General features: G+C 57.1%; 23 protein-coding genes and 1 pseudogene. 5 read left to right on the top strand and 19 right to left on the bottom strand.

The window, feature by feature from the left end; genetic code table 11:
* Positions 1-30: 30 nt before the first annotated feature.
* Together ICJ04_RS05520 and ICJ04_RS05515 are read right to left on the bottom strand one after the other, a co-directional pair.
* On the bottom strand, positions 31-1,653 hold the full coding sequence (locus ICJ04_RS05520; RefSeq protein ID WP_188326540.1) for a lactate permease LctP family transporter: 1,623 nt from the start codon (positions 1,651-1,653) through the stop codon (positions 31-33).
* Between the two features lie 61 nt (positions 1,654-1,714).
* Positions 1,715-2,719, bottom strand: a complete 1,005-nt coding sequence (locus ICJ04_RS05515) for a 2-hydroxyacid dehydrogenase (RefSeq protein WP_188326539.1) — start codon at positions 2,717-2,719, stop codon at positions 1,715-1,717.
* 182 nt (positions 2,720-2,901) lie between these two features.
* Between ICJ04_RS05515 and ICJ04_RS05510 the strand changes: the two genes are divergently transcribed.
* The 5 genes from ICJ04_RS05510 (at position 2,902) to ICJ04_RS05490 (ending at position 7,818) form a co-directional block, all read left to right on the top strand.
* The gene (locus ICJ04_RS05510; RefSeq protein WP_188326538.1) at positions 2,902-3,702 is read left to right on the top strand and encodes an alpha/beta hydrolase; all 801 of its coding nucleotides are present in this window, start codon (positions 2,902-2,904) and stop codon (positions 3,700-3,702) included.
* Positions 3,699-5,009, top strand: coding sequence for a diguanylate cyclase (locus tag ICJ04_RS05505; protein ID WP_188326537.1), 1,311 nt, complete (start codon positions 3,699-3,701; stop codon positions 5,007-5,009). The genes ICJ04_RS05510 and ICJ04_RS05505 overlap by 4 nt, the downstream gene beginning before the upstream one ends.
* 108 nt (positions 5,010-5,117) lie before the next feature.
* Positions 5,118-5,597 (top strand): hypothetical protein, encoded by a 480-nt coding sequence (locus ICJ04_RS05500; RefSeq protein WP_188326536.1) that lies wholly within the window; start codon positions 5,118-5,120, stop codon positions 5,595-5,597.
* A 474-nt stretch (positions 5,598-6,071) separates the two neighbouring features.
* Positions 6,072-6,476 (top strand): hypothetical protein, encoded by a 405-nt coding sequence (locus tag ICJ04_RS05495; RefSeq protein WP_223202994.1) that lies wholly within the window; start codon positions 6,072-6,074, stop codon positions 6,474-6,476.
* A gap of 226 nt (positions 6,477-6,702) precedes the next feature.
* On the top strand, positions 6,703-7,818 hold the full coding sequence (locus tag ICJ04_RS05490; RefSeq protein ID WP_188327210.1) for a pectate lyase: 1,116 nt from the start codon (positions 6,703-6,705) through the stop codon (positions 7,816-7,818).
* Between the two features lie 118 nt (positions 7,819-7,936).
* Here the strand turns inward: ICJ04_RS05490 and ICJ04_RS05485 are convergent, their stop codons facing one another.
* The 17 genes and pseudogenes from ICJ04_RS05485 to ICJ04_RS05405 all read right to left on the bottom strand — a co-directional run bounded on the left by ICJ04_RS05485 (position 7,937) and on the right by ICJ04_RS05405 (position 20,842).
* Positions 7,937-8,458, bottom strand: a complete 522-nt coding sequence (locus ICJ04_RS05485) for a hypothetical protein (protein ID WP_188326534.1) — start codon at positions 8,456-8,458, stop codon at positions 7,937-7,939.
* A gap of 809 nt (positions 8,459-9,267) precedes the next feature.
* Positions 9,268-9,567: a hypothetical protein gene (locus ICJ04_RS05480; protein ID WP_223202993.1), complete on the bottom strand. Its 300-nt coding sequence runs from the start codon at positions 9,565-9,567 to the stop codon at positions 9,268-9,270.
* 604 nt (positions 9,568-10,171) lie between these two features.
* Positions 10,172-10,504, bottom strand: a complete 333-nt coding sequence (locus tag ICJ04_RS05475; protein WP_188326533.1) for a hypothetical protein — start codon at positions 10,502-10,504, stop codon at positions 10,172-10,174.
* A complete protein-coding gene (locus ICJ04_RS05470) occupies positions 10,501-11,217 on the bottom strand; it encodes a hypothetical protein (protein WP_188326532.1) in 717 nt (238 codons plus the stop codon). Before ICJ04_RS05470 ends, ICJ04_RS05475 begins: the two co-directional genes overlap by 4 nt.
* Positions 11,217-11,792: a hypothetical protein gene (locus tag ICJ04_RS05465; protein ID WP_223202992.1), complete on the bottom strand. Its 576-nt coding sequence runs from the start codon at positions 11,790-11,792 to the stop codon at positions 11,217-11,219. The genes ICJ04_RS05470 and ICJ04_RS05465 overlap by 1 nt, the downstream gene beginning before the upstream one ends.
* A 293-nt stretch (positions 11,793-12,085) precedes the next feature.
* The gene (locus ICJ04_RS05460) at positions 12,086-12,616 is read right to left on the bottom strand and encodes a hypothetical protein (RefSeq protein ID WP_188326531.1); all 531 of its coding nucleotides are present in this window, start codon (positions 12,614-12,616) and stop codon (positions 12,086-12,088) included.
* 454 nt (positions 12,617-13,070) lie between these two features.
* Positions 13,071-13,502 (bottom strand): hypothetical protein, encoded by a 432-nt coding sequence (locus tag ICJ04_RS05455; RefSeq protein WP_188326530.1) that lies wholly within the window; start codon positions 13,500-13,502, stop codon positions 13,071-13,073.
* 57 nt (positions 13,503-13,559) lie between these two features.
* A pseudogene (locus ICJ04_RS05450) lies at positions 13,560-13,731 on the bottom strand (transposase); the annotation flags it as partial.
* A gap of 717 nt (positions 13,732-14,448) precedes the next feature.
* Positions 14,449-14,871: a hypothetical protein gene (locus ICJ04_RS05445; protein ID WP_223202991.1), complete on the bottom strand. Its 423-nt coding sequence runs from the start codon at positions 14,869-14,871 to the stop codon at positions 14,449-14,451.
* Positions 14,872-15,080: 209 nt separating this feature from the next.
* Positions 15,081-15,347 carry a hypothetical protein gene (locus tag ICJ04_RS05440; protein WP_188326529.1) on the bottom strand — a complete coding sequence of 89 codons (267 nt, stop codon included), beginning with the start codon at positions 15,345-15,347 and terminating at the stop codon, positions 15,081-15,083.
* 923 nt (positions 15,348-16,270) lie between these two features.
* Positions 16,271-16,423, bottom strand: a complete 153-nt coding sequence (locus tag ICJ04_RS05435; protein ID WP_188326528.1) for a hypothetical protein — start codon at positions 16,421-16,423, stop codon at positions 16,271-16,273.
* 475 nt (positions 16,424-16,898) lie between these two features.
* The gene (locus ICJ04_RS05430; RefSeq protein ID WP_188326527.1) at positions 16,899-17,237 is read right to left on the bottom strand and encodes a hypothetical protein; all 339 of its coding nucleotides are present in this window, start codon (positions 17,235-17,237) and stop codon (positions 16,899-16,901) included.
* Between the two features lie 8 nt (positions 17,238-17,245).
* Positions 17,246-17,665 (bottom strand): hypothetical protein, encoded by a 420-nt coding sequence (locus ICJ04_RS05425; RefSeq protein WP_188326526.1) that lies wholly within the window; start codon positions 17,663-17,665, stop codon positions 17,246-17,248.
* Between the two features lie 127 nt (positions 17,666-17,792).
* Positions 17,793-18,359, bottom strand: a complete 567-nt coding sequence (locus ICJ04_RS05420) for a hypothetical protein (protein ID WP_188326525.1) — start codon at positions 18,357-18,359, stop codon at positions 17,793-17,795.
* 240 nt (positions 18,360-18,599) lie between these two features.
* Positions 18,600-18,947: an Imm40 family immunity protein gene (imm40, locus tag ICJ04_RS05415; protein ID WP_188326524.1), complete on the bottom strand. Its 348-nt coding sequence runs from the start codon at positions 18,945-18,947 to the stop codon at positions 18,600-18,602.
* Positions 18,944-19,273, bottom strand: coding sequence for an immunity 53 family protein (locus ICJ04_RS05410; protein WP_188326523.1), 330 nt, complete (start codon positions 19,271-19,273; stop codon positions 18,944-18,946). Before ICJ04_RS05410 ends, imm40 begins: the two co-directional genes overlap by 4 nt.
* Positions 19,274-20,416: 1,143 nt before the next feature.
* Entirely contained in the window at positions 20,417-20,842 is a 426-nt protein-coding gene (locus ICJ04_RS05405; protein ID WP_188326522.1) for a hypothetical protein, read from the bottom strand.
* Between the last annotated feature and the right edge of the window lie 682 nt (positions 20,843-21,524).

Raw genomic sequence — 21,524 nt, 5'->3', positions numbered from 1 at the left:
AGCCCTACCGAGTAGCGGCCTCCCGCACGCTCACCCCATCACCATCGACAGCACCCACGTGCACACACATATATAAGCCAGCAGGCCCAGGCTGATGGCCAGCGTGGTCCGCATGATCGCCGACTCCTGCCCCACCAGCTTCACCGCAGCGGCCGCGATGGCGATGGACTGCGGGGATACCAGCTTGGCCATCACCCCGCCCGCCGTGTTGGCCGCCACCAGCAGGGCCTCCGGCACACCGATCTGGGTCGCGGTGACCGCCTGCAGGTGGGCAAACAGGGTATTGCTGTTCACCACCGAGCCGGTGATGAACACGCCCATCCAGCCAATCACCGGCGACAGCAGCGGGAAAATGCCCCCGGTCTGCGCCAACGCCAGGCCGATGGTGGACGAGGCACCGGAGTAATTGGTGATGTAGGCCACCGCCATCACCAGCGACACCGTGGCCAGCGGTTTCCACATCTCACGCCCGGTCTGCGCCAGCTCCTCACCGGCCATGCGCACGCTCAACCGCGGCGACAGCAGCACCGTCAGCAGGGCGGCAACCAGGATGGCGGTGCCCGACGCATTGATCCAGCCGACGTTCCATACCGCCGGCAGCGTATGCACCTGACTCACCAGCGGCGGAAGTTCCTGCACGCGCTCGTGCAGCAGGCCGATGGGCAGGTGCAGGACCGATCCACTCAAGGCGCCACCGGCGGCGAACAACGCCTTGAAGGCCGGCAGGCTCCACAACAGGATGGCCGCGGTCAGGATGTAGAACGGTGACCACGCCAGCAGCACGTCCTTCAGCTGGTAACGCTGCGTCGTGCCCGCGGCAGAGCCCGCCTCGCGGTAGATGCGCTTGGGGCGCCAGAACTGCATGAAGGCGGCCAGTCCGGCCATCGCCGCCAGCGGCCCAAGGATATCCACCAGCTCCGGCCCCAACAGATACAGCGTGAGGGTCTGCACCCCGCTGAACACCGCGCCGACAAACAGCAGCACCGGCCAGGTGTCGCGCACGCCGCGCCATCCATCCAGCATCGCCACCAGAATGACCGGCGTCAGCAGAGCGATCACCTGCACCAGCGCGATCAGCATCAACGACATCGCGTCCAGGCTGACGCCGCCCTGCTGCGCGCCCACCAGCACCGGAATGCCAATGGCCCCGTATGCGCCGGCTGCCCCGTTGGCCAGCAGGCACAGCATGGCCGCCTTCAACGGCCGGAAACCCAATTCCACCAGCAGCGCCGCACAGATGGCGATCGGCACGCCAAAACCCGCCGCCCCCTCGAGAAAACCGCCAAAACAAAATGCGATCAGCAACACCTGGATGCGCTGGTCTTCGGATATCGTCGCGATGCTGCCGCGGATGACCTCGAACTTGCCACTGCGGATGGCCAGTTTGTACAGCCACACCGCCATCAGCACGATGAAACTGATCGGGAAGACGCCGTTGGCGATGCCCAGCAGCGCCGCGCCGGCGATGGCGCCGGCCGGCATGCCGAACACCAGCAGAGATACCGCCGCAGAAACCACTACCGCAAGAATGGCGGCAGTGAGACCTTTCAATTTGAAGACCGTCAGGGCCAGCAGGAACACCAGCACCGGCAGCGCCGCCAGGATCGCGGACAGATTGGCATTACCCAGCGGATCGTAGTTCTGCTGCCACATGGTTCCTGCTCCCCGTTGGACACCCGATCACGCGCGACGGTGCATCGCACCTGAGCCCACCCTACGCCTTGGTTACCCGGTTGGGGCACTCGGACCCGGCCGCGAAATGCACCAGATTTCCCAGAGTGGTCTCTGCGATTTCCTGCAGCGCCTCGGCGGTGAAGAAGCCCTGGTGACCGGTCACCAATACATTGGGGAACGTCATCAGCCGCTGGAAGACATCGTCGTCGATGATTTCGCCGGAGCGGTCCTGGAAGAACAATGCGCTTTCCTGCTCGTAGACATCGATGGCCAGGTGGCCCAGATGGTGCGATTTCAGCGCCCGGATCACCGCATCGGTATCCACCAGCCCGCCGCGCGACGTATTGACCAGCATCGCACCAGGCTTCATCCGCGCCAGCGAGGCCTCATCGATCATGTGCTGGGTCTGCGTCGTCAGCGGGCAGTGCAGCGAAACGATGTCCGACCGGGCCAGCAGTTCATCCAGCGGCACGGTGCTGCCCAGCGCATCGAATTCAGGCGACGGGTACGGGTCGTGACCCAGCGCCGTGCAGCCCATGCCATGCAGGATGCGCGCCGTCGCCAGCCCGATCTTGCCGGTGCCCACGATGCCGACCGTCTTGCCGTGCAGCGTCCGACCCAGCAGCCCATCCAGCATGAAGTTTCCCTCGCGCACCCGGTTATAGGCGCGGTGGGTCTGCCGGTTGAGCGTCATGATCAGCGCGAGCGTGTGCTCAGCGACCGCCTCAGGCGAATACGCCGGTACGCGGGCGACGAAGAAACCCAGCTGCTCGGCGGCGGCCAGATCCACGTTGTTGAACCCGGCGCATCGCAGCACCACCGCGCGCACGCCCAACGCATGCAGAGCCTGCAGCACAGGCGCATCCAGGCGATCATTGACGAACACACAGACCGCATCGCAGTCCTGTGCCAGGGCCGCGGTATGGGCGTCCAGGGTGGCATCGAAGTAAATGAACTCGAAGCCATCTGCTGCGTGGCCTTGCTGGTTGCAGGCATCCAGCGAGCGGCGATCGTACGGGCGGGCACTGAAGACGGCGATTTTCATGCAGGACTTCCCTTCCCGGAACATGGGCGGACTGTAGCACCCGCGAATGCCGCGCCGCATTGCGTTGGGTCAATGCGCGAGCGGGGGTTGGACCCTGCCGATCAAGGGCCACCGCTGCGGTGGACCGGCCTCCCCCGGTGGCCTAGTATCTTTCCCTTGCGCGGCGTGATGGATGAAAGTGCGTGGGAAGCTTTGAACGATTCAACGGCCGCCGCAGTGGTTCCGGCAAAGAAGTCGCGATCCTGGCACATGGTTTTGGTACCGACCAGACCGCGTGGACCGCGCTGCGTCCGTGGTTCGACGAACGCTTCGATGTCATTTCCTTCGACTTGGCCGGCTGCGGTCCGCACGGTGCGGACACCTACGATTTCGAACGGCACGGCTCTGTTTTCGGCTACGCCGATGACCTGCTCGACATCATCGACGACCTGGGCATCCAGAACTGCACCTACATCAGCCACTCGATGAGCGGCATGATCGGTGCTGCCGCATCGGTCGCCCGGCCGGAGGTGTTCCAGCGCATGGTGATGATCGGCGCCTCGCCGCGTTATCTCGACGACGAGGGCTATACCGGTGGTTTCAAACCGGCAGACCTGGAAAACCTGTTTGAAAGCATGAGCGCGAATTACCAGGCGTGGGTCGCCGGTTTCGCGCCGATGGTGGTCGGTGTGGACAATTCCGAGGTCATCGCGGATTTCTCCAACGCGCTGTTCCGGATGCGCCCCGACATCGCACTCAACACCTCGCGCACCATTTTCACTTCGGACATGCGCGGCGTAGCCGCCCAGATCTCCACGCCGGTGCATCTGATCCAGACGGAGGTCGACGTCGCCGTGCCCGTGCAGGTGGGCGAATGGCTGGCACAGGCCATCAACGGCGCCACACTGGATGTGATCGCGGCATCGGGTCATCTGCCGCACATGACGGCAGCCGACGAAGTGCAGAAAATCCTCGAATACCGCCTCGGCAAGACAGTCGCGTGACCACCACCGACAGCGAGGCACTCGCCAGCCTGTGCCATTTCGCCCAACTCGCCTCAGGGGCGGATCTGGTGATGGCGGTGGAAGTTGAATCGAATGGACGTGCCGCCTGGACGGCCTCATCCCCCGCGCTACCGATAGCGAGCTTCAACCTGGCGCGAAGCGGGCTCTTCGAAGCACCCTGGAGTGGGCACGCCGTCGAGGCGAGCGCATTCCGCCTGCCGACCGCCATCGTGCACGCCTTGGGCGGCCCGGCACGGCAGCTGTTGTTCGTCCCGACGCCAACCCGTGATGCACCGCTGAGTGGTGTGCTGCTGCTGTGGCGCAGTCCACAACCGGCCGGATCCATGACCGTGCAGGTACCATTGCTGGCCAAAGGCGTAGCTCGGCTGCTGTCCGCACGGCGGGAGAGTGCGCGCGAGGTGATCGTGCAGAATCAGTTCATCGACCTGGTGGAGAGTGTTCCCGCCGGCATCGTGCTGATCGATGGCGATGGCATGGGCTCGGTGATCAACGAACACGCTGCCAGCCTGCTGGGCTGCGCGCCGGGCCGTCTCGGTGCCGGAGATCTGCTCAGCCCCATGCGCGCCCTGCGCGAGCGCTGCGACAACCACGCCGAGCTGGAACAGGCGTATGCCGCACAGGTGGGCAACGTCAACTTCGCCGCGAAGATCAACTGGACACTGGGCGAACGCACGTTTGAAGTGGATACCCACCCGGTGCGGGGAAACGGTGAGTACGGGCGTATCTGGTTGTTCACTGATGTCACCGCCGATCTGCTGATGGCCGCCGAGCTGCAGCGCCTCGCCTCATCGGATCCGTTGACCGGTGTGCCCAATCGCCGCCATTTCGAAGAACGTTCCGCCCAGATCATCGCCGCGCGTGAGGCGAGCGGACGTACCGTGGCAGTGCTGATGGTGGACGTGGATCATTTCAAGAAGATCAACGACACCCACGGCCATCCCGTGGGCGACCAGGTATTGAAGGTGGTCGCCAAGCGCTGCCGGGAAGCCCTGCGCGAGCGCGACCTGTTCGCGCGTTTTGGCGGCGAGGAGTTCATCGCCCTGCTGGCCGCACCTGCGATCGACGAAGTACCGGCGACCGCCGAACGGCTGCGCAGCGCCATTGCCTCGGCGCCGATCAATGTCGACGGCGTCCGCATCAATGTGACGGTGAGTGTGGGCGGCGCGCTGGGCGAAGCCCTGCCCGGTGGCGATCAGAGCCTACTGGAGGGACTGACCGCGCGCGCCGACGAGGCGCTGTATCGCGCCAAGACAGAGGGGCGGAACCGGGTCAGCATGGCCAGCTGAACCAAGCTGATCCGTTCACTTCCGGGCCCGGCGCCGTGGCTTGAAACCACGCCGGCCGGTCGCCATCACTGAGCTGCGCCCGCGGTTGGGCGCTCTCAGGAGAAATGCATGCCGCACCATGAAAAAGTCGCCCTCGCCGGCGTCATCGAGCACGTTTTTGCCCATCGCTTCACCTTCATTGCCGACGACCAGGCGTACCTGGCCGATCTGGGACCGAAGGGCGCGGAGGCCTTCACGCTGGAGGAAGGCTTGGCCATACGACTGGAAGGCGAACAACGGCCATCGGAAATCAAAGTGACCCGCATTGGCAAGAAAGGCGGACGCTTTGTCGAGGTCGAACACAAGAAGCCACATCACGGCCCGAAGCACCACCACCACCCGGATGGAAAGGCCGGTCCGCATGCTGCCTTGGCTGCAGTGGAAAAGGCGGGGTGGACGGTGGGCAGTGATCCGGATCGTAAGCCCAAGCACTTCGAGATCGTGGCTGAGCGCGGGGATGGCGTGTGGATGGAACTGCACGTTGATTTTGCCGGCACGATCTACAAGGAAAAGCGCGCGGATTCGGACAAGTGGGATCTGCCTGCCTGATGCGTAGCTAAGGTGATGAACGAAGGCTCCGGGCGACCGGGGCCTTTTTGCTGGGTGTCGCAGGACGCCTGCTCGGGTAGGCGCATTGCATCTTTCAGCCGGGCGAACGGGACTGGGATGCGCTGAGACTGTGGCGTCGAGCGGTGGCGGGTTCTGCCCCTATGGGGTGCTGGCCTAAGCGCCCTACTTCGCAGTTTTCCTCATGGACGCGGGGACTTGGCGCTGCGCACGATGGTGATGCTGGTGCCACGGGGCATCGGCCGGGATTGGCATCCTGATAGCAAGTCAACCAGTAGCTCTGTTCTGTCCTCCGGGGCACGGCGGAGAATGCACTGCATCGTCTACCGGTTACACGGCGGGCGGTGTGTGGGGATCCCTGATCCGCCGGTTATGGTTTGCTTGCCCGGTATGCCAACCCGCATCGCCTGCCACCCTGCGCTGCCGCGCGGGTGGCCTCACTGCGAGGTTGCCGCAATGCCTATCGACCATCCGCCGGGTTCACCGCGCATGACCGCCCTGCTGGGAGATCACATCCACACGTTGCCGCCTTACCTCGTAGATAGGCTGGAACGATGCTTGGCGCGTTGGGAGCAGGAGCAGCCTGCGCGCGTGCGAGCAACCCATCTGGCCTTGGTGCCGGATCTGCCCGCGAACCGGCCTGAGCGGTTTGATGCGCTTGAACGATCGGGCCACGTAGCCGTGCCCCTGCGGGTTCTGGAAGCGGTGGATGCGGTGCTGGAGATACTGCATGCCGAACACATTGCGCGGCGCGATGGGGATACGGCGTCGCTGCTGGGGGAGCATTTGGTGGAAGGCCTGTTGGTTGCAGGGAGGGAGATGATCAAGGGGCCCGCGCGTAGGGAGTTCAGTGGGCGGTGATGCGGATGGTGGCTGTTGCGAACCGAATCATCCTGGCTTCCGCGGACGCTTCACTCACGCTTTGGGAAAATGAAGCTACGAACGAATCGAACACCAGTCATGGTTTAACGACCGGTGATTGCGGGAGTTCGCCGTCTGCAGCTGCATTTGCAGAGCGCCTGAGATAGCCCAACTCACTGCATAAGGACATTGCCACATGCGAGCATTACATAATCCCCACGTGCTGATGGTTGCCTTCGTCGTAGCGGCATCACTCTCTTGGCCGCACAGTGCAGCAGCGCAGCCTGATCGAAGTCGCGAGATAGCCACCAGTGGCTGGGCGACCCAGGACGGCGGCACCCGCGGTGGTTCCAACGCAGCAGCGAGCGCTGTTTTTACCGTCAACAACGCGGCCACACTCCGAAGCGCACTCAAGGCCGAGGTGGGTGACACCGGGCGGATCATCCGCATCAACGGTGTGATCGACCTCAGCGAAGGGATGCCATACACCAGCTCGGCCGATATGAAGGCGCGGGCAAGGGTCGAGGTGCCGGCCAAGACCACGATTGTCGGCATCGCGTCTGATGCTGAGTTCCGAGAGGCCTATTTAATCATCAAGGCAGATGACGTCATCATCCGGAATCTCACGATCGAGAATCCATGGGACCCAGTGCCCGTTTGGGACCCCAATGACGGGAACGCAGGCAATTGGAACTCTGAGTTCGACGGCATCACGATAGATGGCGCCAAGAATGTGTGGGTGGACCACGTGACGTTCACAGACGGGCGTCGTACCGATGATCAGAATGGCAGTGAGAATGGGCGGCCCAAGCAGCACCACGATGGTGCACTGGACATAAAGAACGGCGCGAACTACGTGACCGTGTCCTACTCGGCGTTTCGCTTGCACGAAAAGAACAGCCTGATTGGCGCCAGCGACGCAGCGTCATCCAAAGATAGCGGCAAGCTCAAAGTCACCATCCACAACACGTTGTTCGAGAACATCGGTTCGCGCGGACCTCGGGTTCGATTCGGCCAGGTACACCTGTACAACAATTATCATGTCGGGAGCGCGAGTCACCCGGTGTATCCCTTCGCGTACGCGCATGGCGTTGGCAAAGAGTCAAAGATTCTCGCTGAAGCCAATGTGTACCAACTCGACGGCATAAGCAGCTGCGATAAGGTCGCGGTCAATTATGGCGGAACCGTCTACCGCGATGACGGATCGATGCTCAACGGAACCTCACTGGAGTGCAGCTGGAACCGCAATATCGGCTGGACTCCGCCTTACCCTTACTTGCCATTGAATGCCGGCGAGGTTGCTGCCGATGTGCTGGGGAAAGCCGGGGCGGGGAAGCTTTGAGGGCGATGCCCCCCTGGGTAAGCGGCGGCCATAGGCGGAACTTTCTCCTGATCTAATCCGGGGAGCGGTGATGCGGATGGTGCTTATTGGGAGCTGCCCCGGAACTCGGCAGGATGCCCTAACCTTCACGGGCGACAGGAAAGCACAATTCGTAAGGATGCAACGCGTCACTATCAACATACTTTCCGACACAACCATTGTCGGACAAGACAAAGTAGGTCCTGATGGGCCGTTCAAACACATCGTAAGCGATCGAACAAGAGCACACCATTTCAGCCCAAGTAATGTCCAACGGGAAAACAAACCTAAAGAATGATATAGATTCAAATTCATTCCATTGGTCCTGCCCGATGTACTCAACTATTGCGAAAGATTTCGCACCCATATCAGTGGACATCCGCTTGAACTCAGAAAACTCCTCCTCGGCAAAGATCGCTCCACCCAAGCGACTTTCCGCATCGCACCTGGTTGGTACTGCAAAACAATCCTGACCCAAAACAAATTTCTGATCAAGAAGCTCCGCCCAATCCGCCTTCAGCTGCGAAATATTAATCCAATACTTTCGCAGGTACTCCATATTCGGATCATCAAGAACATCAGACCCATAATTCTCAATAATACTTAAATGAAAGTCGATCATAACCTTACTCCCGAGCCTGCTTAGGCGCCTCGACTCTTATCTTGTAAACCTGCCCAGCCTTATTAATATCGATAGTCGCAACGCCGGTAGACTTGGATACATGGCTACCTATGATCGTACCATCGGGCCTCATTCGTCCACCTTGGACAGAGACAGTCACCGAACGACTACAACTATTCGATCAGGCTCGTATTGGTCGTTGACAAACACTCTGACACCTGTAGTCGACTTCTCTACCGGTAGAGATAGCAGCCTCACGTTGGTGACGTCACACACCGAAATCTCCAGACTCGGCGTTTCCACCGAACCTTCATACACGCACAATCCCGTGGCGCTACATTCCACTTCGTTAATCAATGTGACCTCACTAACACCATCCGACGCTGGCTTTGTCCCTATTGCGACACATGATGATGTCGCCGAGACAAGAGCAGATCCCATACTACACGGCAGCGATCCAGAGTCATGATCCATCACGAGGATCACCGCATTTGACACAGCAAGCACTACCGATTTCTTCATAACTCCACCTGGCATCTCCGAGCAAGCTAGTCGCGTCAAAACGCCCAACCCAAAAAAAAACAATACCCAACGCGCAGACGTGACGTTTGACCTACCGATCGCTAGGCGGGGACAGCAGTTGGCAAGTCCTCATCATCATGATCGACATAGTTCCCAACGCGCCCATATCAGTGCCTAAGAAATACATCCGGATTGGAGCTACATGTCGCGTGCGGCACCATCCCGGCACTTCAGACTCTCAACTTGACATGCCGCCCACGGCTCAAACGGTGATGGGCACTTGATCACTACGGCACGTATACCAAGACGATCTCATAGCGGTAGCCATCATCAACTTCATACACGTGCACCTGAAGCGCTAGATCGCTTCTCCCTTCTTCCTCCGTGTACAGATCGATTAGAACGTCCCAGAAATTCCCGTACCAAATGCAAACAGAAGAGTCCCAAGACTCCTCGGGCAGACTTTTAAGGTTTGCCCCATATGCTCGAACGCTCTCCTGCGCATCTTTCCATGTTTCCTGAGCTTGAAGGGTGACCTTCGGCAGAACTAGCTCTTCCTCTTTAACCGGAGCATCAACAATGGCCACCAATGTAGGCCGCCAGACAGTAGGCACAGGGACCTCAATTTCTCCGCTCTTACTTACAGCCCCGTCATTCATAGCTAATCCCTCGAATGCAATTCTTGCGGAACTTTATGCAAACCTCTTCCTGATCAAGCCCCGTTATCGGGCTGCTATCGGGATGATGCTTGATATAGCACTCCGCGAAAATAATATTGCCATTCGACGCCCTGCCGCCTTCGGCACGCCGACATTATCCGGTAGACGGCATAGAACAGAGCCTTGACTGAGGCGACGTTTTTCGCCCTGTTCGAAGCGACAACCCGGCCACTGGGGTGGCGGCACGTAGAGCACCCGATGAAATCCGCTGATGAGGTATTCAATCTCACGGACATCGTCACCCATGATTGCAGCGGTGGTTGCACTCAGTACTTCATCGCCCGTCATCGGCCTGGGTCTCCGAGGCATTGGTACTGGATCACCATCTGTCGGCTGCCACAATTGCCCAACCCGCGGTGAGAGAGACAAGTCATAGGGCCTTGCAGATTCGCGTTGCAGCCACAGCAAGCAACAGCGGGAATGGTTCTTTCAGGTCGGCGCTCATGGTCCAAGCGAAACTGTAGAGGTGGCCTTAGTTCGCTGCTTTTCGCGCGGCTGACAGAAAGGCGAACGTCGCCAAGAAGTGGATCACCGGGAACAGGGCCACGTAGATGTCGAACCCAGGGCCAAGGCGCAGACGATGGGGAACGAACCCCAAGCCAAAAGCGGCCAGACCGGAAAGAACGACGATGCCAGTAAGTGTGGTCCTGACTTGGACGCTGAACGCATCGAGGTACATGGCGAGGAACCACAATGCGCCGAACACGCCATACACGAGGATTTCTTGACCCTTCGTGTAAAGGAAAATCTGGGCGAGGTAGAGTGCCAGCGACACCAGCAAGGAAATGGAAGCCAACGCTTTCATGGCTGCTGGGCTCTCCGGGTAATCTCCTCTGCGCTCTGCGACCACACTCCCCTGGATTGGTTGTTCTTGGGATCGAAGGCGCGTTGCAGGAAGGAGTCGCCTTCCCCATACGTATCGATGTTCTGCGCGCCGTTCTGATCGGGCTGAACCATTCGCATGACAATTCCCCAGGTGGCAGCATGATCGCCAGTTGTAACATTGAGAACGGCGCTGGCGCCATCTTGTAGGGGCACCTGATACGACATCACGTTGTCCTGCCCCGTGAGCCTGCTGATCGCGTTGTTGGCGTTTACGTCGATCTTATTGCCCTGCAAGGTGGCATGCTGGTTCTGCATGGGCGTTGGGTTGTTGACCAACTGATTGTTCAGGCGTTGACCGTATGCGGCATCGCCACTTCCGGCAGCATCACTGAAGCGGTAAGCGTGATGAAAGATGGAATCAGTCGGACTGATGTTCGCGGGGAAACCTTCGGGCCTGGGGAAGTTCATAGTCGGAAGGTTTCCGCCAGTCGGCACTAACTGACAGGTGTTGCCGGCACACTTGATGTCGCGGCCATCAGGGTCCACGAACTTGTAAGGGTTGTTCGCCGCATAAGAGTAGCGATTGAAGCTTGCACCCGTATTGGGGTTGGCCTTCACCGGATCGGTCGATGCGTGAGCGGTAGCCGCTGCCAACGTCATCGACAGTACACTAAACGTCAAGATTACGCGCATCACGAACCTCCTTGGCTCTGTGTTTTCATGTTGTTGAAGTGCTGTAGGTAGCGCTGCCTTTCCGCCAGCCCCCATTGGCGCCACCGCAAGGCCTCGGCCTTTTCGTACCAAGCCAAATTTTGCTTACCGTAATCCAGATACTCGGCGCGTAGCTCCAACGGTATCTGTTCGGCCTTCGGATACTTGGCCCTGAAACGCTGTTCGATGAGCATGTAGTAGGCATCCCCACGGAAGGTCATAGCGTTGACATCCTTGGGATTGGCCGCAAGGATCAAGTCGCTTGCTGCCAACATGCGTTCGGCCTGCTTCCTCTCCCGGTAGTGGGGCAATAGGGAAGCGGTTGCGAACAGGGCCACCGTTTCCCGTTGCGAGAAAGGGAGTAGGAACGTGTCGTTGCGCGTCGCCTCGGACGGAATGCTCATGGCCTGTTCGTAGCCACTATCCGGATGGAACAAGGCGCTTGTGGCCTCAAAGTTCGTCCACTGGCCCTGTTCTTCATCGCCGTATTTGACGATCAAGTGATAAGGTGCCGTGGTCATGGTCAACGGCAACCCCAGCCGCTGGCCGATGACCAAGAAGGCGATCGGCCAAGATGCTAGCGGTTACTGCAATTGGTCGGCACGGATACGCATCATCCACAGTTGGCTGCAATTGAGCTAAGGCGCACAACGACTCGAGACAAAGCCCTTCTCTACCAACAGGTTCCGACCCGCCACAAACAAGAAGTCCCGACCAAGGCGTGGGCTTTTGTTGAATCTGGTGCCGGAAATAGGGATCGAACCTACGACCTACGCAATGCCAGCCACAAGCTACTGCCAAGAGGCTCGTTTGAATAAGAAAATGTGCCGAACAGAAGAATCAAACTTACTCATTCAATCGCTACGAAGGAGTATTCACTTGCTGGAAACTGCCAAGAAGTTGGAGCAGCCTCTTCTGGCATGGTCAAGAGAAGCGCTCCAGGCACGTCCGAAGACACGGCTGAGAAGGTCCGGCCATGGGCGAATTGCAAACGAATACCGGAATCAACGATCAGCCCTCCGCCTTGCCAACGAACAATCTCAGCCCGGACAACAACAAGGACTTCCGGAAACTGCAAATTTTCCCATTCGCACATTGATTCGACAGCGGCTCCGGCCAGCACTTCGACATTTATCGTTCCAAAATCGTCCCGTCCCTGAGCAACGGTACTAGAAGATGTCAATTCAAGGTACATATCAGGATCAAAAATCAAGATCACCTGCCAAGCCGATCTGGCTGTCTGCATCTTGGGGACTTTGCATGCAAGAAGCCGGCGCCCTCGGAGCAAAGCCGCCAACTTACCCAGCTCCACTCCTTGCAATTGCAGCGGCAAATAGTGCCCACCGTCGGGACGTTGTTCAATCGTAGTGTAGGGTTTCATGTGGCTTACCACCATTGGCAGGGATGTCGATGCTTTTTCCACCGGAGCTGTTCGTCTGGCGACCAAAAACGCCATTCTCCCCGATTTGTGCCCCCAGGGAGAGCACGGTCCCCTCGAACTGCAGGCCTTGTATCCCCGGCGAGCGTCCGTCTTGAGATCGTCTTCGTATTTCCCGGTGCCGCCGAACTCCGGCTTTAGGTTGCCGCTTGTATGCCGCGTGCCACTCTTATTTCCTCCTGCCAGAGGGCTGCTCTGATCACCAACCAGACCCGTTGGCATTGAATGCCGGCGAGGTTGCTGCCGATGTACCGCGGAAAGCCGGGGCGGGAAGCCTTGAGCTTGAGAGAAGCCTTGGGCTCCCAGGAAGTTCCGCGTCTGGCTGCGGCTAACCTGCGGGGCGATTAAGAGCGCCCACTGAGGATGCTTGGCTAACAGATCACGGAACGACCAAGCATTATCTTCCGCAGTCCAAGGAAGACTGGGCAAAAAAGACCGAATCGCCACGCTGAGCAAACATTTCCGGGACAAGTAGCGGATCATGCCTAGAAAGATCGTATGGACAGAACACGTCCGTACAATATCCATCCTTATGCTCTAAAAATACTTTGACCGCATCGAATCCGACGCCATCACTCTGCGGCAGCCAAATGTTTGAAGCCACACCACATGCAATGGCGCAATCAGCCCGCTCTTGCAAAGCCGAATACAGCAGGCTCAGTCGATCCACCGCGCCGCCCCCATCCATCTGGACACCCATGTGAACCACATTTCCAGAGGACGTGAGGTAGCCGCCAAATGGGTGAAATTCCCCATGCTCGACAAGCATCTTTCTAGCGAACTCCAGCAAATTGCCGAGCAATCCTTCAACCTCTTCTTTGGGCGTCATCTTTTTGGTCCTAGGTCATCTCGGCGAACAACTGTCGACTGCCGCTCTACTGTAGAGCTTGTTGCACCAAAGGTAGTACGAGCCCTCGCTAAAGCCATGCTGGCGGCAAAGGGCCTTGATGGGCATGCCGGCCTCAGCTTCGCGTAGGAAGCCGATGATCTGCTCTGCGGGCCTTTCAACAGACGAATGTCTGGTCAAAGCGCTTCTTCACGTCCAATCTCCTTGTCATTGAGGATTGGACTCCAAACCGCTCCGCTACTCAATCTCGGGGGGACGTCGCAGCTGGGACGAAGACAATCACCGAACGACTACAACTATTCGATCAGGCTCGTATTGGTCGTTGACAAACACTCTGACACCTGTAGTCGACTTCTCTACCGGTAGAGATAGCAGCCTCACGTTGGTGACGTCACACACCGAAATCTCCAGACTCGGCGTTTCCACCGAACCTTCATACACGCACAATCCCGTGGCGCTACATTCCACTTCGTTAATCAATGTGACCTCACTAACACCATCCGACGCTGGCTTTGTCCCTATTGCGACACATGATGATGTCGCCGAGACAAGAGCAGATCCCATACTACACGGCAGCGATCCAGAGTCATGATCCATCACGAGGATCAGCGCATTTGAGACAGCAAGCACGACCGATTTCTTCATATTTCCACCTGGCATCTCCGAGCAACCTAGTCGCATCAAAACGTCCCCAAAAAAAGCAATACCCGACGCGCAGACGTGACGTTTGAGCTACCGACCGCTAGGCAGGGAGAGCAGCTCGTATGCCCTCATCATCGTGATGGACATAGTTCCCAACGCGCCCATATCAGTGCCTAAGAAATACATCCGGATTGGAGCAACATGTCGCGTGCGGCACCATCCCGGCACTTCAGACTCTCAACTTGACATGCCGCCCACGGCTCAAACGGTGATGGGCACTTGATCACTACGGCACGTATACCAAGACGATCTCATAGCGGTAGCCATCATCAACTTCATACACGTGCACCTGAAGCACTATATCGCTTCTCCCTTCTTCCTCCGTGTACAGATCGATTAGAACGTCCCAGAAATCCCCGTACCAAATGCAAACAGAAGAGTCCCAAGACTCCTCGGGCAGACTTTTAAGGTTTGCCCCATATGCTCGAACGCTCTGCTGCGCATCTTTCCATGTTTCCTGAGCTTGAAGCGTGACTTTCGGCAGAAGTAGCTCTTCCTCTTTAACCAAAGCATCAACAATGGCCACCAACGTAGGCCGCCAGACGGTAGGCACAGGCACTTCGACTTCTCCGCCCTTACTTTCAGCCCCATCAATCATAGCTAATCCCTCGAATGCAATTCTTGCGGAACTCCATGCAAACCTCTTCATGGTCAAGCCCCGCTATCGGGCTGCTATCGGGATGATGCTTGATATAGCACTCCGCGACAATAATATTGCCATTCGACGCCCTGCCGCCTCTGGCACGTCGACATTATCAGATAGACGGCATAGAACAGAGCCTTGACGGAGGCGACGGGTTCTTTCGATTTTTGCCTAGAGCTCGGAATGGCACCTATGATCAGCTATCTGGCCCCACGTCAGATGACCTTCCCTTTCGATACATCCGGCTGTTCCGCGGCCGGCCCAACGAAATCAATGAGCGCTTCGATGTCCAAACCTCGGCGATTGGGCTCGTCGTCAGATCCTAAGCCTACCTCTAAAAGCTCTTGCAATAGAGCATCAATCAGCAACTCGCGCTCACTGTCAATGAGGCAGCTCACTCCCCCTTTCGGCAAGGAAAAATGGCGCTTCGCCGCAATCGCAACCAACTCCGAATATTGCTGAGATGAGATAGATCTCTTCAATTTACTTAACCTCCGGGTCTCTCAACCCATGGCTATTTCTCGGAATGAATCACTCCAGGTTTCGGAGGTCGGCTGGTTCAACTCAGGAGGCCACCGCGAGGGCTTGATTGGCTAGTTGCCGATTGTAGTTCGCCTCACCCACGGCAGATGGACTTTAGACGGTGGGTTCCAGCCGCCGCTGATGATTGAAACATGCTGCCCATTCCAGTCTGGACAACGACAAAGCTGGATGTGGGTCACCGTTTGCGCGCTCGCAGAGATCCGCGCATCTCCCCTTGCGTTGGCGTCCGTGCCTATCCGGAACCTACGTCATCAAGGGCCAACGTGCTACTACCAACCAAGCGTACTGGGGATACTAGGCGAACTTGGATCAGTGAGGCCATGGAACACCTTCATGTAAGTTGAGATGAAGCCAAGTGATCAGGACCAACACAACCCGTGCGCACGGCAACAGCCATCCCCAACTCGCCCCAATGAAGCCCAACAGCAATCCGTCCGCCACGAACCTCTCACCAATCAAAGATTTCCAACAGCCGCACAAACAAAGCGCCGACCAAGGCCGCGGCTTCTCGCCATATCTGGTGCCGGCATAGGGATCAAGCTTACGATGTACACCATCACATCCCCAACCTGAAAAGACAACATACCTAGGGATACGTGTATTCCGGAAAGACAGTCTTGATCGCTTCCGATACTGCTGAAATATCGAGCCCCGCATCGAGTGCTTCCAGGACCAAGTATTCACCCGTGTACGAATCAAGCCCACCGGACTGGGCCAATGCACTCCAAACTAGCCGATCAACCGAATCCGAGAGCGGCTGATCATTGAGCCGTGTGGAAAAAAAATCTAACCACTTCTTGTACTCGACACCATCGCCTACCGCCCAGAAATGTCGAGCGGCCTCGATGGCAGACTGCCGTTCTCAGTCGAGTCGGTTGCCCAGCCGATCACACAGCGCGACGGCCATCATCGCACTGGCGCGACGATCCTGTCCGAGCCCAGCAGCATCCAATGCATCATCTAGAGCATCGATCAGCTGACGTCGCTGATCATAAGAGGTGTCCTTGAAATTCATCAATCAATCCTAGAACGGGCGTGCTCTTACAGGAAGTACCGCACGGACACCTTGGTCGTTGGCGACCGCAGCGCAGCTGACACAGGGCTCTATGACCTGCCCGGCATTCGAACCTACGGTAGGCGCTGTCGCCATGGTGACGGCGTCCATATCTCCGACGGAGTGTAGCGCGATGCTCACCTGAGTTACTTCTCCGCAACTGCCTCGGAAAGCAAATCGAGACCTTGCCGCGACCCCATCCAGCGATTTTTGGATAGCAGCTTTCGTTGCCCCGCCCGGATCACCAAGCAGCGTGGCAGCAGCGAGAACACCAATGGACGTGCTTCGACAGTTCCTGCCCAAGGGCGTATATCTGAAGGGCGCAAGCCAAGAATATCTCAACTACGTAGCGATGCTTATGAGCACTCCGACACGTAAGACGTTTGGCTGGAAGACACACGCCGAACTGATGGACAAAAAAATCACTGAAGTCAGATCACGTGTTGCCGTCGCTACTAGAGACCACTCTCTTCACCTCGTTCACGGACGGGCAACAACCCAAACCGTCGATCTCACATGATTCAGCGGATATGTTGATCACACCACCTGATTGCATCTCAATCTTCAAAGACACCACGTCCGCGCCATCGCTATCCATCCATGAATCCTCATTGATCGAACTGCTCGGCCCCCAATGCTCCTGCCTATCTGCATATATCTCGCGGAGCCCTCTAAATCGAACTAACCGCTCTGAAGAGTACTCATCCAGAACGCGGAGCTCTGCCACCCCGCCAACCCAATCAACACTGATATCCAACAGCGTCCAATCGTGCATTTTGCGCCTCACTTTGTCTCAAGAGGAAGATGCACCTCGGGCGACTCCGGCGCAACACTCTTACCATTGCTATCCAGACGCTGGAAGTCAACTGTAATGTTCTTCGTGCAGCGAGATGGTACAGGCGGGAAACGCCATTTCGCTACAGCGGTCAGGACAGCACTTTCATAAGCAGCACTATCGACCTTCCTCCGATGGAGTTCTTTGAACTGAGAGCGCGCCATGACCGGATTCGTTACCCTGCCATCTTCTTCAACGACGAGTGTGGCCACGATAGAGCCGCACACCTGCGAATCCGCCGCCGCAGGCACGATGGGGGCAACGGCTTCCACAGGACTGTTTCCGACGCCGCACGGAGGCGGGAGCTCGTCGTCGACCCAACATGAAACACTGGATAAAGCCAATGCAATCATCAGAATGCGATTCACTCAACCCCCTTGATCGATAGTAGGGGAGCAGACTTTAACTGTACTGTTCGTATCGCTGTAGCTTTTCCGATCGGGCTCACCCGCTTCACGTGCAGCCGGGCTCTCTAATCTCGTCGCCGCGCCTCCTCTAGGAAATCTCTCGAAGATCCACACATGCCTCCTCGACGGCACTCAGGAACTCCAGCACCGGAAACTTCATGTTGACATCATCGGCTAGAAGCCTTGCCTCATGAAAAAATTCTATTTCCAGCGTTCCATCAGCGCTCTCCCTGTCAATACGACAAAGGATTTGAGAGTCGTACGATATCTCCACCGCCAGCGAATCAAAATTCGTCGGGCTCACAAAATCTGTTGAGAAGCTCCCCATCACTACACCCGTTTTTTTGACCCACGAAAGAGTTGAGTGCTCGATCCGCCTCAAGACGCAGACCTCTACCGTTCGCCCCCAGTAATCGAATCGACTGCGGCCGAAGGCTCTCTTGACAGTTTCCGGAATTTTCGGGATTTCTTCAAGCAGCCGCCCAGCCGCTTCTTTCTTCTCGAGTGTGCAACTAATTGCCTTGGACTTCGCTGGGGCGGGCAATCCCGAATGAACGTACTCAGCAACTGTTTGGCGAGCCTGATCACTCGCTTGATCCAAGCTCAGGTGTTCAACCCAGCCCAACCTACGACGCTTGCTGTACACCCAGGCCATGATCCAAGCCATATACCAGGAAGGCTACCCAAGGAGAATCAAGCCGCGAATCTGAGCGTCTCCGAGCTCCCAAGGGCGACCAAGTGGCTCTGACGTAAAAATGATGCGCTTCGTGAGAGCACATGACATTGAGCGAATTGCATGGGTGGCGATGGCGCCGACGTAGGAGAGGAGGCGAGGCGGTGTTTGGATGCGGATCCTGCTTACCGAAATTAAATTTCTCTAGACCCAGGACTCTGGTCACTGAGCCACAGGCACTAATGAGAAGAAAACTATGCTGTCCGACCCGGGGTATTTGGATATGTAATTCCTCGCAATATCGACGCTACGTTCAATGTACTCGCTCATCTGCTCACCATCGTTCCTGTTGCAATACCAATTGTCGTAAGTCGTTTCAAGGCGACCGTTTTCCCGCTTGTACACATCACCACCGGCGACCGCGATCCTCTCACAACTCAACCTCTCCACTGCGTCCAGCGCTCCAACCCTGTCAAGCGCCCAGTTACGAACGCCCAGCATTTCCAGAAATTCGCCTTCGCGCAGCATCGAATCTATCTGTTCTGACCATACATACTGAACCACGTTCATAACTCGCTTTTTGGCTTAATGAAAGTATCGACCCCGGGCTCCCCTACGAAGATCAGAAACTGAAGGACCATCTCCTCCAGATTTAACACGCCTCCGCAAGCAATGTAGCGCCGCCCTGAAATCTCCGACTGGACCCAGTCTGCTTCTGACCGATCAAGGCGATTGCGCGGCAGCAGAAGTTCGCTGAACTCCGTATCGGCCAAGTCGACGGTAAGAATCCACCCTGGGTTGTCCAGGGTATCTATATTGATACCGTAGGAGTGCTCCCAATCTTCATCGCAGTGCCGCGCATACCATTTTTGCAACAACGAGATAGCAGTATCCATAATTGATCTCACTTTAGCTTCGGCAGCTCTTCTGGCAGTGCCGGACGTACACCCTTCTGACCTATCTATTTTACGTGAGCTGTAGCAACCGCAGATCCACCACTTGGTTGGCTCGGGCCTTCCTGGTTACATTGACAGGCTTCACCTTTTGGAAATCAGATGGAATATCCTAATTCCGCTCGTACGTTGCGGCATTGCCAGCGAACCGACACCTTATCTTTTCCTTCGTCATCCAGCCTATAGCTGCACCCTTAGTAAAATAGCGTAAGGAACAGGCCGCGACCAGACTCTCAGTCGGCCCATCAATCAAAACGAGGGAATAAAGCCTCAACCCGGACTCACCAGCTCACCCTCAACCCCATGGGAGCCTCCTCGTCAGCCGATATGGTGATAGTGATAGAGCACATTTCGAAAGTCACGGCATGTACCAACTCAGAAGTAAGATGGCACAACTCGCTTGTCTCGCTGAAAGCGCGAAAGGACTTTCTGCTTAGTAGACAAGGCTCGCAATCCATACCAACCAAATCGGATAACCCAGCTGTGCGCGGCTTATTGTGCGGTGGGTACGGCCCTTCCAAGAACCTTCTTATCCGATCCGGCTCATGCACCAATCCCACACCAAACGTCTCGATGCCATCCAGCTCCAAAGATTCCGCCGCGATAAGAAATGGCATCTTGCAATCGACGTAAACGTGGTTACATCTAACCGAATGCGCGTCTGCTGGAATTAGCTCAAACGCGCCAAACTCCATGACGTCCCAACGAATGGAACATATCTCCTCTAGAAATCCAAGCATGCCGGCATCTCTCATATAATGTACGTGACCGTCGTTTCGCCTGCAGTCTGCACCACATCCAGCCCCATCACCAGAACAAGGCAGATCCGTGTCCCGATAACAATCTGGCTTTAAAGACGTATTTCGGATCCCCTCAACAAGGACTAGGTAAGCCGCAGGGGCGTGCGAGCAGATCGACAGGTTCGACAATCCCGGCCTGCCACTGCCCGGGAGGGCCATCCTGCCATCCACCGACCATGGGTGCCGCTACGCGGCAACACCCGCACAAACAAAAGGCCCCGACCAAGGCCAGGACTTTTCGTACAATTGGTTCCGGAAATAGGAATCGAACCTACGAACACTCCCCCTATGGCGAGGAGATCAAAACGTTATCGTGTGTATCAAAGAAGACTCGCGCGCAGTCTTGCGAGAATACGAAATACTCAAAAAAGTGCATTTCGCTGAGCAAAGTCGCAACCTCCGAACCATGCTCAATTCTCAACACCGGCCACGGCGGCGGCTCATCATCGGTGATGGCAAGAAATATGGGGTCTCCCATGTCAGCCAGAAACACCGCAATCTGCTCCGTCCAATCATTGCCTGATGTGCTGTAGCGAACGAACCGGGACGTCGCCAAAGACTCCCACCAATAGTGCCTGGTTGAATCGATCCCATGTATTTCGACCAGCCTTCGAAGCAGCAGATCCGCATCAGACGCTACTGAAACACTGCCATACCCAAGAGAGCAGATTTGTTTAGATGCCGCCACAGCACCACTATCTTTCGTGCTCATTGATCTTTCCTATCCGGCCTTGATGGATGGCGTTCTCCGGAATATGGGATATTTTCCACGCTGTGCATCCAACGCTTCGCATAACCCGGCTGTTGAAATATGGCAACCTCGTCCAGAAACCTTATCTCGTAGTGCATCGAGTGATGGAGATGAAAAATCTCCCGATGGAACATCCAAGAAGGATAGTTCCCAGACGTCTTCCGGGCTGAAGTGTCGCCTAAGGACCTCACTGACTATCTTTCCAGTTATGGGGAATCCCCAGTCTTCAGCATTCATACTGCTCAACCTTCATTGAGTGGCCGGGCCTTCGCCCGAGATGGCGTCCCACCAGTACCGTTGGACTCGTAGGGGTGCTCATGAGGGTTTGTATGGCTTCCCGGTCTCCCGTGGTCAGTGAAGTCGATGGTCTTGACAGGTCGACCCTGCCCATCAAACTCTTTCGCAGCTTTCCTTTGACAGGCAAAGAGGCCCGTCAGCGGCAGAATTCAAGACTACATCGTATCGGTTTTCCGTCGCGCGGTCAGTCACAGAAACGCTGAAGTCCTTAGAGTCCGCACGCCGAAGCTGGGTTGCACAGGCCGGTATCAACATGCACAACAAGGCAGCCACCAATAACTTTTTCATCGAGCCTGATCCATGATGTGGTCCGATTGATAAGGCGCTGCTCACTGGGCAACGTCTT

The organism is Stenotrophomonas sp. 169 (genome assembly GCF_014621775.1).
In the GTDB taxonomy this organism is placed as follows: domain Bacteria; phylum Pseudomonadota; class Gammaproteobacteria; order Xanthomonadales; family Xanthomonadaceae; genus Stenotrophomonas.
The sequence above is the reverse complement of the archived record's forward strand: the minus strand, read 5'-3'. Positions and strand labels throughout refer to the sequence as shown.

Coding starts and splice junctions, on each gene's coding strand:
- ICJ04_RS05520 (WP_188326540.1), bottom strand. CDS start 1,653: ATGTGGCAGCAGAACTACGATCCGCTGGGTAATGCCAATCTGTCCGCG.
- ICJ04_RS05515 (WP_188326539.1), bottom strand. CDS start 2,719: ATGAAAATCGCCGTCTTCAGTGCCCGCCCGTACGATCGCCGCTCGCTG.
- ICJ04_RS05500 (WP_188326536.1), top strand. CDS start 5,118: ATGCCGCACCATGAAAAAGTCGCCCTCGCCGGCGTCATCGAGCACGTT.
- ICJ04_RS05495 (WP_223202994.1), top strand. CDS start 6,072: ATGCCTATCGACCATCCGCCGGGTTCACCGCGCATGACCGCCCTGCTG.
- ICJ04_RS05490 (WP_188327210.1), top strand. CDS start 6,703: ATGGTTGCCTTCGTCGTAGCGGCATCACTCTCTTGGCCGCACAGTGCA.
- ICJ04_RS05485 (WP_188326534.1), bottom strand. CDS start 8,458: ATGATCGACTTTCATTTAAGTATTATTGAGAATTATGGGTCTGATGTT.
- ICJ04_RS05475 (WP_188326533.1), bottom strand. CDS start 10,504: ATGAAAGCGTTGGCTTCCATTTCCTTGCTGGTGTCGCTGGCACTCTAC.
- ICJ04_RS05470 (WP_188326532.1), bottom strand. CDS start 11,217: ATGCGCGTAATCTTGACGTTTAGTGTACTGTCGATGACGTTGGCAGCG.
- ICJ04_RS05460 (WP_188326531.1), bottom strand. CDS start 12,616: ATGAAACCCTACACTACGATTGAACAACGTCCCGACGGTGGGCACTAT.
- ICJ04_RS05455 (WP_188326530.1), bottom strand. CDS start 13,502: ATGACGCCCAAAGAAGAGGTTGAAGGATTGCTCGGCAATTTGCTGGAG.
- ICJ04_RS05445 (WP_223202991.1), bottom strand. CDS start 14,871: ATGAAGAGGTTTGCATGGAGTTCCGCAAGAATTGCATTCGAGGGATTA.
- ICJ04_RS05435 (WP_188326528.1), bottom strand. CDS start 16,423: ATGAATTTCAAGGACACCTCTTATGATCAGCGACGTCAGCTGATCGAT.
- ICJ04_RS05430 (WP_188326527.1), bottom strand. CDS start 17,237: ATGCACGATTGGACGCTGTTGGATATCAGTGTTGATTGGGTTGGCGGG.
- ICJ04_RS05420 (WP_188326525.1), bottom strand. CDS start 18,359: ATGGCCTGGGTGTACAGCAAGCGTCGTAGGTTGGGCTGGGTTGAACAC.
- imm40 (WP_188326524.1), bottom strand. CDS start 18,947: ATGAACGTGGTTCAGTATGTATGGTCAGAACAGATAGATTCGATGCTG.
- ICJ04_RS05410 (WP_188326523.1), bottom strand. CDS start 19,273: ATGGATACTGCTATCTCGTTGTTGCAAAAATGGTATGCGCGGCACTGC.
- ICJ04_RS05405 (WP_188326522.1), bottom strand. CDS start 20,842: ATGAGCACGAAAGATAGTGGTGCTGTGGCGGCATCTAAACAAATCTGC.